Source organism: Kitasatospora sp. NPDC094028 (assembly GCF_049543595.1).
GTDB lineage: Bacteria > Actinomycetota > Actinomycetes > Streptomycetales > Streptomycetaceae > Kitasatospora.
Map to the genome: position 1 here is coordinate 36,731 of NZ_JBMVFA010000047.1, position 16,222 is coordinate 52,952.

The window sequence follows — 16,222 nt, forward strand, 5'->3', positions numbered from 1 at the left end:
GGCGGCTGGGCGGTGGGCGGGGGGGGGGGGGGGGGGCTGGGGGGGGCCCGGGGGGGGCGGGCCGGGGGGGGGGGGGGGGGGGGCGGGGGGCCCCCCCCACCCCGGATGTCAGGACCGGCCCTGCTCTCGGCCGAGGAAGCCGGTGATGATCTCCAGCCACCGCTTCGGCTGCTCCAGGAAGGGCAGGTGCCCGGTGGCAAGCTCGGCGGTCTGCGCACCGGGGATGGCCGCGGCGAGCTCGTACTGGAGGGCAGCCGGTATCAGGGCGTCGCCGGTGGTCACGACAACAAGGGCCGGGACGGCGATCGCGGCGAGGTCGGCGCGGACATCGGCGCGGCGGACCAGGTCCACCTGGGCGCCGGTGCCGGCCGGGAGGGCCGCGGCGGTCTGTTCGGCGGCCGCGCGCACCTGGGCCGGGGTGAGTGAGTTCAGAACCGGCGCGCTCAGGGCCAGGTGGGCCAGGTACTGGGCGAGCAGGAGGTGCTGTCCCGATTCGTAGAGCTGGTGCCAGATCGCGGCGGTCAGGTCGGCCCGGGTGTCCAGGCCGGCGAAGGTCGCGCTCAGCACCAGTGCGGTGACACGCCCCGGGTGACGGACAGCGGCTCGGATCGCCACCGGGCCGCCGAGTGAGTATCCGCAGACCGCGAACGTGCCGAGTCCTTCGGCGTCCGCTGCGGCGACCAGTTCGTCCGCCAGGGTGTCGAGCTCCAGGGGCGCGGGTGTACTGGGGGTCTGCCCAGAGCCCGGGAAGTCGACCCCGACGACGGTGTGCTCGGCGGCGAGCCCTTCGATGATCGGCCCGTAGTTGGCCTCGACGCCGCCGCCCGCGCCGTGGGCGAGGAGGAGGCCGGGGCCGGAACCGCGGACGGTGCGGGCATAGGCGGTCGGGGCTGTGACGGTCATGGTCGATTCCTCATGTGACGAACCCTGCGAACGGGTAAGGGATGGCGGATGGGGAGGTTTCCCGAGCGGAGGCGAGAGCGAGTCGGTGTCGGTTCTGGCCAGCCGGCGTTCCGGCGGCCGCTCACGCGCCGGCGGACGCCGCCCGGGGAGCGTGGGCTTCGCTGAGCCGGCGCACGGCTTGGGCGAGGCGGTGGTCGGTCGCGGCGTGGAACGGGGCGACCGGGTGGGCCTGGGGGCCGATGACGATGCCACTGCGGCCGGTCAGGGCCTCGTCAGTGGCGGCGACGATCGAGGGCCTGGCCGCAACGGACGCGGGACCGGAGGTGGAACGTTCGAACCTGCGGCGGACCAGCGGCCACAGCAGCCGCAGGGCGGGGGAGACGATCTTCGGGTCGGTCAGGGTGCCGTTCGTCATGTCGGTCGCCGCGCCTCCGGGGTCGGCGGCGAACACCGAGACGCCGGTGCCGTCCAGCCGGGCGGCCAGGTCGAGGGTGTAGGCCAGGTTGGCGAGCTTGGCGCGTCCGTACCAGTGGAATCCGTAGTAGCCGCCGGGCGGCTCGACGGCGTCGAACACCGGCTTGGCGACAGCGACGGCGCCAGAGGTCACGTTCACGATCCTGCTCGGCGCCCCGGCCGTCAGCGTGGGCAGAAGCAGTTCCGTCAGCAGGTACGGCGAGAGGTGGTTGACGACGAACGACGCCTCGACGCCGCCCAGGTCCAGCCGCTGCGCGAACATCGCCCCAACGTTGTTGACCAGCACCGTGAGCGGCTCGCCCGAGGCGGCGTGGTCGGCGGCGATCGTGTCAGCGAGTGCGCGCACCTGGTCGAGCGAGGCGAGGTCGGCGGACAGGAACCGGCCGGGGTGCGCGGGGTTCGTCGCCTGGATCCGCTCGACCGCTGCGGCTCCCCGTTCTGCGTCGCGCCCGACCACGGTGACCGCGAACCCCGCGGTGGCCAGCCCCAGCGCCGTCTCCAGGCCGATGCCACCCGTTCCGGCCGTGACCACAGCTGTCCTCGTCATGAGCTCCTCCGCCCGATCGACAATCGGATGATGTATCCGGTTAGTCGGGACGGTAGCATGGATCCGGATGAACTATCCGGTTTGCTGTTCGGCGGCAGCCCTCGCGGACCGCAGCGACAGGCGACCGCCGGGACGGGGCAGTGGGAACCTGGGGAATCGCGTGACGTTCGCCCCGGGGAATTACCTGATCGTCCACAGTTGTCCTGAGAAGCCGTTGAGCGCCTGAAAACGCAGGGGACTCGTGTCACCTCAGCAGGTCGCGCCACCGGGCCGCCGACTCCAACGCGTCCAGGCTGATTCGCTCCAGGAACGCCCCGCTTTTCGCCAACCGCGCTCCGGCAGGTGTGTCGAGGCCGATCTGCTCCGCGTACTGGACCGCGACCTGTGCCGCATGAAGCGTCTGCTCCGCGCCGGTCACCGTCGACTGGAACCAGGCGTCGTTGTCGACCACGTACACGTCCCGGCGTCCCTGGGCCTCGCGCCGGATCAGCTCCTGGCGGATCAGATACCCGACCGCCGCCGAGACCGATGCCGGGCTGACTCCCAGCTCCCGGGTCAGCTCGGCGGCTGTGAGCCTGCCGTCCGTACTCAGCCACAGCGCGATCAGGACCCTGGCCATCATCTTCGGCAGTCCGGTGCCCACCGCCAGCTCCACCGCCTGGTCCTGGGCGTCCGTGTGCCCGGCGCCGCCCGTGTGCCCGGCACTCGGCGTGCGGCGGCGTGCCCGGCGCTCCGTCGCTTGGTGCGCGAGTTCGGCGCGGTAGCCGGCCGGACCGCCGTTGCGGCCGATCTCCCGGGTGACCGTCGACGTGGTCCGGCCGAGGCGTCGCGCGATCTCGGCGTAGGAGAGCCCCTCGACGAGTCCGGCGGCGATGCGGTGGCGGTCCTGCTGGGTCAGTCTTCCTCCTGGCATGGCGGCAGTCTTGCATTCAGCGACACCTGTTGCAATGCCAATGGTGCATTCGGCGGCATCGTCATTGCATCAAAATATGGCCATTGAACTGCGGTTATGTTGATCTATCCGTAGACACTTTCTCTGAACGCAACGTAGCTTTCAGCCCGTGCTGAACACAGATGCCATCATCTCCGCCACTGGACTGCGCAAGTCCTACGGCGCCCACCTCGTCCTGGACGGCGTCGACCTCACTGCCGCGCAGGGCACGATCTTCGCCCTGCTCGGCCCCAACGGCGCCGGCAAGACCACGATCGTCCAGATCCTGTCCACCCTGATCAAGGCCGATGCCGGCGAGGTCCGCGTGGCCGGCCACGACCTGGCCCGGGACCCCGACGCGGTGCGCGCCGCGATCGGCGTCACCGGCCAGTTCTCCGCCGTGGACGACCTGCTCACCGGCGAGGAGAACCTGCGCCTGATGGCCGACCTGCTGCACGTCGGCCGCTCGCGGCGCCGCCGGACCGTGCAGGCGCTGCTCGAACGCTTCGACCTCGCGGCCGTCGCCCGCAAACCCGTCGCCACCTACTCCGGAGGCCTGCGCCGCCGCCTGGACCTCGCCATGACGATGGTCGGCGCGCCCCGGCTGATCTTCCTCGACGAACCGACCACCGGCTTGGACCCGCGCAGCCGCCGCGAACTGTGGCGCACCGTGCGGGACTTGGTCGAGAACGACGGTGTCACCGTCTTCCTGACCACCCAGTACCTGGAGGAGGCCGACCAGCTCGCCGATCGCGTCGCCCTGCTCAGCGAGGGAAGGCTCGTCGCCGAGGGGACGCCGGACGAACTCAAGCGCCTGATTCCCGGCGGCCACATCGCCGTGCGCTTCGCCGACGACACCGAACTCACCGTACAGATCCCGGACGGCGGCGTGGCCGAGGCGCTGAGGGCCGTTGTGGGCCAGCTGAACGCGATCGACGCAGAGGTGGCGGGGCTGACGGTGCACACCCCGGACCTCGACGACGTCTTCCTCGCCCTGACCAGGTCCTCCTCGCCCTGACCGACGACACCGACTCCACCAACGGCACCAACGACATCGCTGTGAAGGAACCTGCCCGATGAAAGCCGTCGCCGACTCCGCGACCATGCTGCGCCGCCAGCTCACACACGTCCGCCGCTACCCGACACCGCTGCTGACCTACACCGCCGTCCCGGTGATCATCCTGCTGCTGTTCGTCTACGTCCTCGGCGGCACCATGGGCGCCGGAATCGGCGGCGGCCGCGCCGCCTACGTCGGCTACCTCACCCCCGGCATCATGGCCACGACCATCGCCGGCGCCGCCCAGGGCACCGCCATCGCCGTCGCGATGGACATGACCGGCGGGATCGTCGCCCGGTTCAAGACCATGGCCATCGCGCGCGTCTCCGTCCTCACCGGACACGTGCTCGGCGCCCTGGTGCAGAACTTCCTCGCGCTCACCGCGACCACCGCTGCCGCCTTCGCGATGGGCTTCAGGCCCGCCGCCACCGCCCTGGACTGGCTCGGTGTCATCGGCATCCTCGCCATGTTCACCTTCGCCATCACCTGGCTGTCCGTCGCGCTCGCCATGATCACCCGCAACGTGGCCACCGCCAGCAACCTGCCGATGCCCTTGCTGATCCTGCCGTTCCTCGGCAGCGGCGTGGTGCCCACCGCGTCGATGCCGGCGCCGCTGCGCTGGTTCGCCGAACACCAGCCGTTCACCCCGGTCATCGAGACCCTGCGCAAGCTGCTCGCCGCCCAGCCGGCCGGCGCCGACCTCGCGAAGGCCGTCGCGTGGAGCGCGGTGATCGCGCTCGCCGGCTACCTGTTGGCACGCAAGCTCTACAACCGCTGAGACTGCGCGTCGGTGAGGCGGGGGTGAGGCGGCGTCCGACGCCTGAGCATGGTCAGTTCGCCGATCAGTGCCGCCAGGTTCGGGTCGTCGGGTGCGAGGACCGGGCGGCCGGGCCCGGTTGCAGAGCGACCGGGCGGCCCGGGCCCGACCTTGCCGGAAGCTCTTCGCGCGTCAGGGGATGCCGTGCCTTCGGTCGATCGCGGGCGGTACGGACCGGTCGACTCCCGGCTCGCGTGGTGACACGGAATCAGCCTGGCGCGTGGCAGCGGTGCCTGGTCGAGTGGGGGCCACTGGGCCCGCCGCAGCAGGGCCACGGTGTGGAGGAGGTCCGCGGTGCTGGTCAGCGAGGCCCCGCGGGAGTCGGTGACCTCCCAGTGGTCCGTGGTGGAGCCGGGGCGGGCGGTGCCCAGGTTGTGTGGGCTGGTGATGTCGGTGTGGTCCCGGATGTCGACGGCGTCGTCGACCAGGGTGGCCGTGTAAGTCCGGCCCATGAGTTTGACGATCACGGGGGTTGGGGTGACCTCGTCGAGCCGCAGGGTCCCGGTGCTCGGTTCGTGCCGGATCAGGTGTGTGGATGTCTCGTCCGACATGGGCTTACTACTTTCGGTGTATCAGCGTGTCCTCTCGGTAACTGTACCGATGTGAACGCGCGGTCTTCCCGTGTTCCGGCATCGCGCGCATCCTTGGCCGGGCGCTGGCAAAGGTGTCGCACCGCATGGGGGACCTATGGAGTACGGAAGTGTGCTCGAACGGGCGGCCGCGTCGGCGCGGCAGGTCTCCGGTACAGGGAGGGTGGCCGCCTACATCCCGGCGCTCGCCCGCGCCGATCCGGCGGCTTTCGGGATCGCTCTCGCCACGGCCGCCGATCCCGCGGTGGTCCACGGCGCCGGCGACTGGCGGACGCCGTTCTCGATCCAGTCGATCTCCAAGGTGTTCACCCTCGCCCTGGTCCTCGCCACCGATGGCGACGCCCTGTGGCAGCGGGTGGGCAAGGAACCCTCGGGTTCGCCGTTCAACTCCCTGGCCCAGCTGGAGCGTGAGGGCGGCGTGCCGCGCAACCCGTTTGTCAACGCCGGCGCCCTGGTGGTCACCGACCGCCTTCAGACCCTGACGGGCGATGCCAGCGGGACCCTGCGAGAGTTCCTCCGCACGGAAAGCGGCAACCCCGCCATCGACTTCGACGCCCGCGTCGCCGCCTCCGAACAGCGCCACGGCCACCGCAACGCCGCCCTCGCCCACCTGCTGGCCGACCACGGCAGGTTCACCAACCCGGTGCACACCGTCCTGCGCCACTACGTCAAGCAGTGCGCGATCACCATGACCTGCCACGACCTCGCCCTGGCGGCCTGCCTGCTGGCCAGACACGGCACCCGCGCAGACGGCACCCGCCTGCTCACCCGCAGCGAGGCCAAGCGGATCAACGCCGTCATGCTCGTCGGCGGCACCTACGACGCCGCCGGGGACGTCGCCCACCGGGTGGGGCTGCCCGCCAAGAGCGGCGTCAGCGGAGGCATCCTCGCCGTCGTCCCCGGCCGCTGCGGCCTATGCGTGTGGGGGCCGGCCCTCGACACGCACGGCAACTCCGTGGCCGGCATTGCCGCGCTGGACGCCTTCACCACACTCACCGGCTGGTCGGTCTTCTGACAACGGCCCATGGAGCCCGGAGGTCTTTCCTCCGGATGGTGCTCCAGGCCGCCGCCCTGGCTGCTCATCGGCCGGTGTGCCGCCCCAGAGGTCAGTCGGGGCGGGGCGGCCGCTCGGTGAGCGCCCTGACGTAGTCCGGTTCGGTGAGGGGGCCGAAGAGGACGGCTCGGGGGGTTTCCATGAGGTCGATCAGGTCCGTGGCCCGGGGGAGGAGGCGGCGGCACAGGTCGTTCAGGCGGTCGGGCAGGGAGCGGACCTGTTCGGGAGTGAGCAGCCCCTCGGTCACGAACCAGCCGCTGTGTGCCTGGGCCTCCTCCAGGCAGCTGAGCAGATGGAGGTCGTGCAGCAGGGCGCCGCGCCCCCCGGCCCCGGGCTCCTGCGCCTGCGCTTCCAGGGCTTCGGTCCGGAGCGCCTCCGCGGTGATGCGGGCGACCTGGGCCTCGGCGAGGAGGAGTGCCAGGTCGGTGTGGGCGTCCCAGGCCGCTGCGGAGGTCGTTCCGGCTGCCTCGCACGTCGTCAGACGTGTCGTCAGCTCGGCGTGCAGCCGGCCCTCACGGGCCCGGAACAGGGCGCAGAAATCCTCGTCGCCGGCCGGCTGGAGGTCCGCCTGCTCCTGCGGGGCCGGGTGGGCGACGGCGTCGACCGTCGTCCGAGCGGCCTTCAGCAGGATCAGCCGGTTGTCACCGCCTGCCGAGTGGAACGCCATGGTGAGCGCCTGGTACTCGATCAGGCGGTTCTCGGAGAAGAAGCCGATCGCGCCGACCGCCGAGCGGCACTGGGTCACCGCCCGGTCGGCGAGCCGGTCTACGCCGACCTTGGTCAGCGCCAGAGCGCGCATCACGGCGGGTGTCGGCCCGCCGCCCGCGCCGCCCCGGTCGGGGATGTGCCAGCTCGCCGCGGTCGCCCGGCGGGCCAGTACGGTGGCCGTGTGCGCGGCGGCGGCGGCACCGAACAGTAGACGTTGCTGGTGGCGCAGCCCGAGGGCGGGGCGCTCGCCGGCCAGGCGGTCGGCGGTCACCCTGCGCAGCGCGTGCGGCAGGGCGATCGCGACGGCTGCCCGCGCCGCCGCGGCGAGGCCGGCGGTGACCGCGCCCCAGGCGAACCGGCTCATCGCCAGGCTGCGGCGGGTCCGGTCCGCCGGTCCGCCGACTGGATCGGAGAAGGCGCCGTCCTCGGCGAGCCGGGCACCGTCGGCCAGCCAGCGGTGGCGGGGCACCCGGACGCCGTCGAAGCGAACGCTGGCGTAGTCCAGCGGCAGAAGCGCGGTGGGCGGACGGGAAGTGATGGTCACTCCGTTTGACGGCCCGTTCTCGTCCCTGAGCGCGACCAGGAAGAGGAAGACTCCTCGGTCGGTACCGTCGACCCGCAGCCGGGCGCTCACCACCCCGAGCCGGGAGATTCCCTCCTCGCCCACGTTCGGCGGGTACTTGGCCGCTGCGGCGTCCGGGGTGTGCAGGACGAAATCGCCGCTCGTGCGGTCGAGGACGGCTTCGGTCCGGATGTCGGAGCTGCTGTTCCCCCGGCCCAACTCGGTCATCAGGGCCGCGCCGATCGAGCGGCCCCGGGCCAGTTCGGCGATGTCGCCGCTCGTCGCGCCGTAGTCCAACGCGGCGCCCAGGGCCATGCAGTGGTGCAGGAACATGATGTGGAAAAGCCTGGGATCGGCGGCGGCGGTGACTTCGAGCAGCGCCCTGAGGCCGGGCTGGTCGATGGCCAGCAGGGGTTCGTCGCCGCCGGTCCGGGCGGTGATGCGGCGCAGCGCCGGGTAGGGCGCCGGGCCCGGCCGGCCGGCGCCGGCCCGCAGGACGGCTTCGGCCAGCGTGTCGTGGGCGTCGCTCACTGGGTGGGCTCCTTGGCAGGGGCGGGGCGGGGCGGCGGGCCCGGGCGGGCCCAGGAGTCGATCGCCTGGGCTGTGGAGGCTGCGTCCTCGGTCAGCATGGTGAAGTGATCGCCTGGGACGTCCACCCGTGTGTGGGGCAGCGGCCAGCGGGCGGCGAGGGCACCGATCCCGTCCAGTGGGCGTTCGGCCCGCAGCAGCAGGGTCGGTGGGGACGCGCTGGTGTCGGAGCCGTCCAGGCCGCCGTCCGTGAGACCGTCCAGCAGGCGCAGGTATGCGCCGGTCGCGGTGAGCCGGGTGGGGTTGACGGGTTCGGCCGCGAGCGAGCCGGGCCGCTGCCGCTCCTCCAGGAGCGCGAGGACGGCGGGGAGGGTGGCGGTGACGAACCCGTGCTCCGGCCAAGGGGCGTCGAGCTGGACGAGACCGGCCGCCGGCCGCCCGAGCGACGCCAGGTGCTGAGCGAGGGCCTGTGCGAGGAGCCCGCCCGAGGAGTGGCCGCAGAGCAGGACAGGCCGGCTGCCGATGTAGCGCAGCGTGCCCTCGGCGTGTGCGGTGACGAGCGCGAGCGCGCTGTCCGGCACGCGCTCACCCGCGGCGAAGCCCGGCAGGGGGAGCACCGCCGTCTCCCATCCGGGCAGGCACCGCGCCAGCTGCGCGTACTCGTGCGGGCCACCGGTCGGGAGGACCGACGGAACGCAGAGCAGTACCGGTGCTCGTCCGTCCGGACCGCCCGGCAGGCGGACGGCGGCCGGCGCGTTCTCGACGCCCGCGTCGCCGTCGAAGGACAGTCGCAGCCGTGAGGCGGTCCGCAGCAGATCGGCGGCGACCGTGCCCCGGCCGCTGTGGCAGGCGTGCCGGTACAAGGCGTCCAGGCCGTCGGGCAGGTCTGCGGCGGGTCCGGCGGAGGCGGTCCGCTGCTGACGGCCCCGCAGATGTGCGGCGAGCAGTGCGGGGGTCGGGTGGTCGAAGACGGCGGTGGCTGACAGGGCGATGCCCAGCGTGCGACTGAGCCGGCTTCGCAGTTCGACGGCTGCCATCGATCCGGTGCCCAGTTCCTGGAAGGCGGCGTCAGCGGGCAGCCTGGTGCCCGTGGGGTGTCCGAGCACAGCGGCGGTGTGGGTCAGGACCAGGGCCAGCAGATCCTGGTCGTCCGGTTGCCGAGGGCCCGGCTCCGGCGTGGGCGGTGCTTCGGCACCGACCCGGCCCGGGCGCTGATGTGTCGTCAGCCAGTACTGCTGCCGCTGGAAGGGATAGGTGGGGAGGTCGATGTGCTCGCGCCGCACGCCGGTGAACGCGGCAGTCCAGTCGACCGGTGCGCCACCGACCTGGGCGCGTGCCGCCGACAGCAGGAACTGGCGTGGACCGTCTGCCGCTTGGCGCAGGGTGCCGACCGTCGTGGCGGTGACTCCGGCGGCCTCCGCCGTCTCCTCGACGGCCTGGCTCAGCACGGGGTGCGGGCCGATCTCGATGAACCGGCGGTGGCCCTGGTGCAGCAGGGACTGGATCGTGTCGCGGAGCCGGACCGGCTGCCGCAGGTTGCGGTACCAGTAGCGGGCGTCGAGCCGGGAGCAGTCCAGGGGGCCGGGACCTGGTTCGACCGTGGAGAAGAACGGTACGCTGCCCGGACGGGCGCCGACGCCTGCCAGGCTCGCGGTCAGGGCCTCCTCCAGGGGCTCGACCGCCGCGCAGTGCGACGCGTAGCCGACCGGCAGCATCCGTGCCCGTACGCCGTGTTCGGTGAGTTCGGCGACGAACTCCTCGACGGCCGTGGCGTCTCCGGCGACCACCGTGGACCGCGGAGAGTTCTCCGCTGCCAGGGCCAGTCCGGAACGCCGGGCCAGCCGGTCGGCCAGCTCCCGCGCGGGCAGGCCCACCGCCGCCATCCTGCCGGGCGCCAGCTGCCGCACCGCCCGCGCGCGGACCGCCACGATCCGGGCCGCCTGCGCCAGCGGGAGCGCGCCGCAGACGTGGGCGGCGGCGATCTCGCCCTGGCTGTGCCCCACCACCGCGTCCGGGTGGACGCCGAAGGAGCGCCAGAGGGCGGCCAGCGAGACCATCACGGCGAACAGGGCCGGCTGGGCGACGTCGTCACGTTCCAGCGGCGGCGCGCCGGTCCCGCCCCGCAGCACGCTTGCGAGCGAGAAGTCGAGGTGCGGCGCGAGCGCCCGCTCGCACTCCTCGACCGACCGGGCGAAGACCGGGAAGGCGTCCAGCAGATCGGCGGCCATGCCCGGCCACTGCGCGCCCTGACCGGGGAAGACGAAGACCGTCCCGCCACGCTGGCCCGTGCTCCGGCCCTGCACGACGTCGGCCGACCACCGGCCGGACGCGACGGCGACCAGACCGTCGTGCAGCTCGCCCCGGTGCCGCCCCACGACGACGGCCCGATGCTCGAAGGAGGACCGGGACCGGGCCAGGGCCGCCCCGATCGCGGCCGGGCCGGCCGAGGTGTCCATCCCGGTGGCCGCCGCGAGCCGCTGCGCCGCGGCGCGCAACGCCTCGTCGCTGCGCGCGGACAGCAGCCAGGGAACGGCGGGATCCACCGGCAGGTCCGTGTTCACATCCGCGGGCGGGACCGGCGGCGGCTCGGTGAGGATGACGTGGGCGTTGGTCCCGCTGATGCCGAAGGCCGAGATCCCGGCTCGGCGTGGGCGGGCCGAGACCGGCCAGGGCCGTGCCCCGTGCAGCAGGTGGACGGCGGCCCGCTCGGCCGCGTCGTCCGCAGGCTGCGGGAGGTCGGCCACCAGTGCGCTGCTGTCCACGTGAAGGGTGCGGGGCAGCAGGCCGTGCTGCAGGGCGAGCACCATCTTGATCACACCGGCGACCCCGGCCGCGGCCTGGGTGTGACCGATGTTCGATTTCACCGACCCGAGCCGGAGCGGGTGTTCGCGCGGCCGGCCCGGCCCGAAGACGGCCCGCAACGCGTCTGCTTCGACGCGGTCCCCCAGCGGGGTCCCGGTGCCGTGCGCCTCCACGACGTCGATCTGATCGGCAGTCAGGGCCGCGTCGACCAGCGCCAGCCGGATGACTTGCTGCTGGGCGGGCCCGCTGGGGGCGGTGAGTCCGTTGCTGGCACCGTCCTGGTTGACAGCCGACCCGGAGACCACCGCGAGTACCGGGTGACCGTGCGCGCGGGCGTCGGAGAGCCGCTCCAGCACCAGCACAGCGGCTCCTTCGCCCCAGCCCGCGCCGTCGGCGTCGGCGGCGAAGGCCCGGCAGCGCCCGTCCGGGGACAGGGCTCGCTGCCGGGCGAAGTCGACGAAGGAGGCCGGGGTGGCCATCACGGTCGCCCCACCCGTGAGGGCGAGGTCCACTTCGCCGCGGTGCAGGGCTTGGACCGCGAGGTGGAGGGCGACCAGGGAGGACGAGCAGGCGGTGTCCACGGTGAGGGCAGGTCCGGTCAGGCCAAGGAGATAGGCGAGCCGCCCGGACGCCACGCTCGGGGCGTTGCCGATGAGCAGGTGCCCGTCGTAGAGCTCGGGGGCTTCGCTCAGCCTCGGTGCGTAGTCGGAAGCCATCAGGCCCAGGTAGACCCCGGCAGCCTTGCCGCGCAGGCCGGCCGGGTCGATCCCGGCCCGCTCCAGCGCTTCCCAGCCGGTCTCCAGCAGCAGGCGCTGCTGCGGGTCCATGCCCAGCGCCTCCCGTGGCGAGAGGGCGAAGAATGCGGGGTCGAAGGCCCCGGCCCCGCCCTCCCCGGTGAGGAAACTCCCGCCGCGGGCGGTGGTGCGGCCGGCTCGGCCCGGCTCCGGGTCGTGGAGACGGGCCAGATCCCAGCCGCGGTCCTGGGGGAAGCCGCCGACCGTCTCCTGGCCCGCGGCGAGCAACTGCCACAGGCTCTCCGGTGTGTCGATCCCGCCGGGGAAGCGGCAGCCGATGCCGGTGATGACGACGGGATCGTCACCGGCTGCGGGGATCAGGGGGCGGGGGTGGGGCGCTTCGGGGGTTGCGTGCCGGTTCGGCCCGGCGACCATCCGGTGGGCCAGTTCCCAGGGTGACGGGTGGTCGAAGGCCGCTGTGCTCGGTAGCCGCTGTCCGGTCAGGGCGGAGAGCCGCGCCGCGAGCTGTACGGCTCCGGCGGAGTCCAGGCCCAGCTCTCGGAAGGGTGTCCGGGAGTCGGCGGTGCCGTTCGCCGGGCGGCCGGTGACCGCGGCGACCTCGGCCTCGACCTGGGAGAGCGCCTCATCCAGAGCTGCCTGCGTGGGCGACGTCATCGGTGCCGGGTCCGTGTTCGTCGGTCCCACCAGCAGCGGGGCGAGCCGCGCCCGGGCGACCTTGCCGGTCGGCGTCACCGGGATGCGATCGACGATCAGCAGTTCCAGCGGCCATTTGTAGGGGGCCACCCCGGTCTCGGCGAGCCTGGCGTGCACCTGCGCCAGTTCGAGTGTGTGCCCCTCGCGCAGCGCTGCCAGCAGCACGGGGTACTCGCCCAGCCGGTCGTCGGCGCGGGCGGCCACCGCGAGGGCCTGCGGCTGGGGCAGGCCGCTGAGCACCGTCTCGACCTCCGAGGCGGTGAACTTCAGCCCGCCGACGTTGATGAGTTCGGCATCGCGGCCCTGGTAGGAGAAGGTCCCGTCGGGGTTGCGCCGGGCCCGGTCGCCGGTGCGCAGCCAGCCGTCCGGCGTGAAGGCCGCCCGGGTGGCCTGCGGGTCGTCGAGGTAGCCGCGGAACGAGTACGGGCTGCGGTAGTGGAGTTCGCCGGTCTCTCCGTCGGGGCACGGCTTGCCGTCCGGCCCGGCCACCCGCGCCTGAGCGCCGGGAACCGGCCGCCCGATGCTGCGGGCCACCACCTCGGCCGGGTCGTCCGGCCCGGTCGTGGTCCCCGCGCCCAGCTCGGACATGCCCCACTGCACGACCGTCGTCGCGCCGAGCACCGCGCGGACGCGGGCGACCAGCTCGGCGGGAACGGCGGCTCCGCCCGTTCTGACCTCCCGCAGGGTGCCGAGCTGCCCGCTGGAGGACCGGAGTGCGTCGCGCAGCTGCGCGGGGACGGCGAACAGGACGCTCGCCGCGCTGTTGCGGGCCAGCCGCCCGAAGGCGGCCACGTCCCAGTGCGGCAGCAGCGCCTGCCTGCCGCCCGTGAACAGGCTGAGGTGGACGGAGAGCAGACCGAACAGGTGGGTGAACGGGCTGGCGCTGATCAGCACGTCGTCGTGGGACGCCAGGCTCTGGCGGGCGACCGCCTCGGCGTTGGCGAGCAGGCCCGAGTGGGCGTGCAGGCACAGCTTCGGGCGCTCGGAGGTGGTGCCGGAGGACGGCATCAGCACGAACGGTAGGTCCGGTGTCACCGCCACCGGCCTTGGCAGGGAACCGCAATGACTGTTCATCAGTTCATCGAGGCGGGTGTGCCCGTCGTCCGGCTCCGGTCCGACGAACAGTATCCGTTCGAGGGCCGGGAGCCGGGCCGGCGAGATCCGGTCGGTGGCGTGGCCCGGGTTCGGGTGCCCGGCCGGCCGGATGAGGATCCGGGCCCGGGCCCGGATCAGCAGGGACTCGGCCTCGCGCTCCCCGAGCGCCAGGTGCAGTGGGAGCAGCACCGCGCCGAGTTCGGCCACCGCGACGTGCGTGACCAGGAACTCCCAGCAGTTGGGCAGTTGGACCGCCACCACGTCCCCGGTGCCGATGCCTGACTCCTGCAGCGCGGCGGCCAGCGCGTACGACGCGGCCCGCCAGTGGGACCAGGTACGCGCGTCGCCCGCTTCGAGCACCGCGACCGTGTCGGGGAGACGGTTGGCGACCGCGTCGAACAGGGCGGGGAGGGTGTGTTGGCGCGCGGGGTTCCCGAATGGGGCGACGAGGTAGTCGTCGGGGGTCACGGTCACAGGCCGGTCTCCGGACTGCCGTCGGCCGGTCGGCGGCGGGCCCGGCCGCCGACGTTGCAGAGCATGTGCACGTCCCAGAGGACCGCCGGTGACCCGCCGGTACCAGGTGGTGCGACGTCGCCGTCCGGTAACAGCCGCTCCACCAGCAGAAGTTCGGCATGAGACGGCATCGGCGCGACACAGGCCCGCAGGAGCTGCGCGCAGCGCGCCCGCAGCCCGTGCGGCACGACGGTGTCCGACCGTGCGACCTGCACCGCAAGGAAGAGCGGCACAGCCGCGTGGATGAGCTCGCAGTGACGCGCCAGGTCGACGAGCTCCCTGGGCCCGACGGTCGGCAGCAGGTCAGCGAGGATGTCTTCGATACGGGCGGAGCGGATGAGTCCGACGGCTTCCCCGAGTAGCGCGAGGTCCGCCGGGTGGATCACGGGCCGGTCGGTCGTTCGGTGCGTCAAGCTGCTCCCTCATCCCGGTTGTGCCGGCCGCCGTGCGGGTGCCGCCGACGCCTGCCAGTGCCAGCCATGGCGAAGCTAGCACCGCGGCTGTCGACCGTGCGATGCGGGCGACGAAAGCCGGGCAGCCGGTACACCCTTCTGACCGGGCCCACGCTCGATCTCGACCGGGTGGATGTTCTCCCCGCCCCGGAGGTGTCCGACCGCGGCCGTGCGCGGTCGGACACCTGCGAGGCGGACGATCGGCCGCGCCGGTGCTACAGCTCGTTGTGGACGTACGTGTTCGCGCAGTCGAGCAGTGCCTTCAGTCCGGCGCCCGCGCCGGAACGGTTCTTCGCCGTCCGCATCTTGAGGCGACAGTCGTGCACCTGGTTCGACATGAACTTCAGGTCGGCGTAGTGGATGACCGGGTCGGACTTGAGGTCCGGCCGCGGGTAGCGCGCGGTGGCGATGGCGGAGAAGTAGCTGAAGTCGTCCGCCAGCAGCTTCTTTCCGCAGTAGCGGTGCAGGGAGGTGAAGCTGTCGTGGACCGGGGTCCGGGCGGCCGCGCGGATGTTGTAGGTGTGGATCCCGGTCTGCCGCCTGTGCAGCGGGCCCTGCCCGTCCTGTTGGGTCGCGCTGTAGTCCGAGAGGAAGTGGTCGGCGCAGAGCTGCACGTTCTCCAGTTCCGCGGCGATCGCGTCGACGTCCTCGACGTAGACGTTGCCGATGAACCGGTTGTTCAGGAAGATCGAGTTGTTCCCCTCGATGATGATCTTGTCCCCGACGATCGTGTTGTTCTCGAAGATCCCGCCCCTGATGCGGAGCGTTCCCCCGATGACGGTGATGTCGTTGCCGAGGAACCTCGCGTTCCGCGTGAGCACGGCCCCGGTCGCGTTGTAGGCGGCCCGCCCGACGCCGCAGAACGGGATCACGTCGGGGTCGATCGTGATGTTGTTGGCTCGGAGGCAGTTCCCGATGAAGAACGACGATCCGCTGGGGCCGTCACCGGGGTTGGGTCCGGGCGGCGGGTCGTCCTGCTGGGCCGCCTGGGCCGTACCGGCGAAGGTCCCCAGGACGGTCAGGGACAGGGCCGCCAGGAGCCCGAGGGCTCGTTTGCGCAGTCGAAGCTTTCCCATGATGCCTCCTTGTCGTCGCCCGTTCGGGCCCGTGCGCGTCCGGCGGTTCTCGTTGCGCCGTACGGGAGTCAGTGCCGGGTGACGGCCTGCGCGTTACGGCCGCAGGCGCAGCCGTTACCTGACCGAGATCTGCGGCGCACGGGCCTGCCGCGGCCCGGGACGCGCGTCCGTGGGCTGTGAAGCCCCGAAGGGCGCGCCCTTCGTCCAGCGTCCGAGCGTCGCGACGGGCTCGGACCGGGGCGAGCGTTCCGTTGCCGCTCGTGCCGGTGTAACGGATGGGGCCGGTACCGACTCTGAGCAAGCGTCCGGGATCCCCGAGCCGCGGAACCTCTTCCCCCGGCCCCGGCCCCGCCTACTCAGGAGCAGAGCACCGATGCCGCTGAACTTCTACCGATTCGACGTCGACTGGACCGTGCCGTGGCCGCGGCAGCCGGTCTTCGAGGCGCTCACCGACCTCGAAAGGTTTCCGCTCTGGTGGCCCGACTACCAGGCGGTCTCCCGGCTCGGTGACGACAGCTTCGAGCTGACGCTCCGCTCGACGCTTCCCTACTCGCTGGTCGTGACCCACACCTTCACCTGATTCTGCCGAGGAAGCCCGGGGCTTCAGCCCTGGGAGGAATCGGCTCCTTGGATCGGAGCCGCGAAGCGGCGGAGTTCTCTTCCAC

General features: G+C 72.6%; 12 protein-coding genes. 4 read left to right on the plus strand and 8 right to left on the minus strand.

Going from position 1 to position 16,222, the window contains the following annotated elements:
* Nucleotides 1-108 precede the first annotated feature (108 nt).
* The 3 genes from ACPC54_RS38640 to ACPC54_RS38650 all read right to left on the minus strand — a co-directional run bounded on the left by ACPC54_RS38640 (nt 109) and on the right by ACPC54_RS38650 (nt 2,837).
* The gene (locus ACPC54_RS38640) at nt 109-903 is read right to left on the minus strand and encodes an alpha/beta fold hydrolase (protein ID WP_498971815.1); all 795 of its coding nucleotides are present in this window, start codon (nt 901-903) and stop codon (nt 109-111) included.
* Nucleotides 904-1,024: 121 nt separating this feature from the next.
* Nucleotides 1,025-1,924, minus strand: a complete 900-nt coding sequence (locus tag ACPC54_RS38645) for an SDR family NAD(P)-dependent oxidoreductase (protein ID WP_498971817.1) — start codon at nt 1,922-1,924, stop codon at nt 1,025-1,027.
* A 244-nt stretch (nt 1,925-2,168) separates the two neighbouring features.
* The gene (locus ACPC54_RS38650) at nt 2,169-2,837 is read right to left on the minus strand and encodes a GbsR/MarR family transcriptional regulator (RefSeq protein ID WP_498971819.1); all 669 of its coding nucleotides are present in this window, start codon (nt 2,835-2,837) and stop codon (nt 2,169-2,171) included.
* A gap of 148 nt (nt 2,838-2,985) precedes the next feature.
* On the opposite strand from ACPC54_RS38650, the gene ACPC54_RS38655 reads away from it, so the two are divergent.
* Nucleotides 2,986-3,873, plus strand: coding sequence for an ATP-binding cassette domain-containing protein (locus ACPC54_RS38655; protein WP_498971820.1), 888 nt, complete (start codon nt 2,986-2,988; stop codon nt 3,871-3,873).
* A 58-nt stretch (nt 3,874-3,931) separates the two neighbouring features.
* The gene (locus ACPC54_RS38660; RefSeq protein ID WP_498971821.1) at nt 3,932-4,690 is read left to right on the plus strand and encodes an ABC transporter permease; all 759 of its coding nucleotides are present in this window, start codon (nt 3,932-3,934) and stop codon (nt 4,688-4,690) included.
* Here ACPC54_RS38660 and ACPC54_RS38665 read toward each other — a convergent pair.
* Nucleotides 4,678-5,280, minus strand: coding sequence for a hypothetical protein (locus ACPC54_RS38665; RefSeq protein ID WP_498971823.1), 603 nt, complete (start codon nt 5,278-5,280; stop codon nt 4,678-4,680). The genes ACPC54_RS38660 and ACPC54_RS38665 overlap by 13 nt on opposite strands.
* 136 nt (nt 5,281-5,416) lie before the next feature.
* On the opposite strand from ACPC54_RS38665, the gene ACPC54_RS38670 reads away from it, so the two are divergent.
* A complete protein-coding gene (locus tag ACPC54_RS38670) occupies nt 5,417-6,334 on the plus strand; it encodes a glutaminase (protein ID WP_498971825.1) in 918 nt (305 codons plus the stop codon).
* A gap of 91 nt (nt 6,335-6,425) precedes the next feature.
* On the opposite strand, the gene ACPC54_RS38675 is transcribed toward ACPC54_RS38670, so the two are convergent.
* The 4 genes from ACPC54_RS38675 to ACPC54_RS38690 form a co-directional block, all read right to left on the minus strand.
* A complete protein-coding gene (locus ACPC54_RS38675) occupies nt 6,426-8,174 on the minus strand; it encodes an acyl-CoA dehydrogenase (protein WP_498971827.1) in 1,749 nt (582 codons plus the stop codon).
* Nucleotides 8,171-13,990, minus strand: a complete 5,820-nt coding sequence (locus ACPC54_RS38680) for a type I polyketide synthase (protein WP_498971829.1) — start codon at nt 13,988-13,990, stop codon at nt 8,171-8,173. The genes ACPC54_RS38675 and ACPC54_RS38680 overlap by 4 nt, the downstream gene beginning before the upstream one ends.
* Nucleotides 13,987-14,442, minus strand: coding sequence for a hypothetical protein (locus ACPC54_RS38685; protein WP_498971831.1), 456 nt, complete (start codon nt 14,440-14,442; stop codon nt 13,987-13,989). Before ACPC54_RS38685 ends, ACPC54_RS38680 begins: the two co-directional genes overlap by 4 nt.
* A gap of 254 nt (nt 14,443-14,696) precedes the next feature.
* Nucleotides 14,697-15,557, minus strand: a complete 861-nt coding sequence (locus tag ACPC54_RS38690; protein ID WP_498971833.1) for a hypothetical protein — start codon at nt 15,555-15,557, stop codon at nt 14,697-14,699.
* Between the two features lie 373 nt (nt 15,558-15,930).
* Between ACPC54_RS38690 and ACPC54_RS38695 the strand changes: the two genes are divergently transcribed.
* Entirely contained in the window at nt 15,931-16,137 is a 207-nt protein-coding gene (locus ACPC54_RS38695; RefSeq protein ID WP_498971835.1) for an SRPBCC family protein, read from the plus strand.
* The last annotated feature ends 85 nt before the right edge of the window (nt 16,138-16,222 follow it).

Coding starts and splice junctions, on each gene's coding strand:
- ACPC54_RS38640 (WP_498971815.1), bottom strand. CDS start 903: ATGACCGTCACAGCCCCGACCGCCTATGCCCGCACCGTCCGCGGTTCC.
- ACPC54_RS38645 (WP_498971817.1), bottom strand. CDS start 1,924: ATGACGAGGACAGCTGTGGTCACGGCCGGAACGGGTGGCATCGGCCTG.
- ACPC54_RS38650 (WP_498971819.1), bottom strand. CDS start 2,837: ATGCCAGGAGGAAGACTGACCCAGCAGGACCGCCACCGCATCGCCGCC.
- ACPC54_RS38660 (WP_498971821.1), top strand. CDS start 3,932: ATGAAAGCCGTCGCCGACTCCGCGACCATGCTGCGCCGCCAGCTCACA.
- ACPC54_RS38665 (WP_498971823.1), bottom strand. CDS start 5,280: ATGTCGGACGAGACATCCACACACCTGATCCGGCACGAACCGAGCACC.
- ACPC54_RS38670 (WP_498971825.1), top strand. CDS start 5,417: ATGGAGTACGGAAGTGTGCTCGAACGGGCGGCCGCGTCGGCGCGGCAG.
- ACPC54_RS38690 (WP_498971833.1), bottom strand. CDS start 15,557: ATGGGAAAGCTTCGACTGCGCAAACGAGCCCTCGGGCTCCTGGCGGCC.
- ACPC54_RS38695 (WP_498971835.1), top strand. CDS start 15,931: ATGCCGCTGAACTTCTACCGATTCGACGTCGACTGGACCGTGCCGTGG.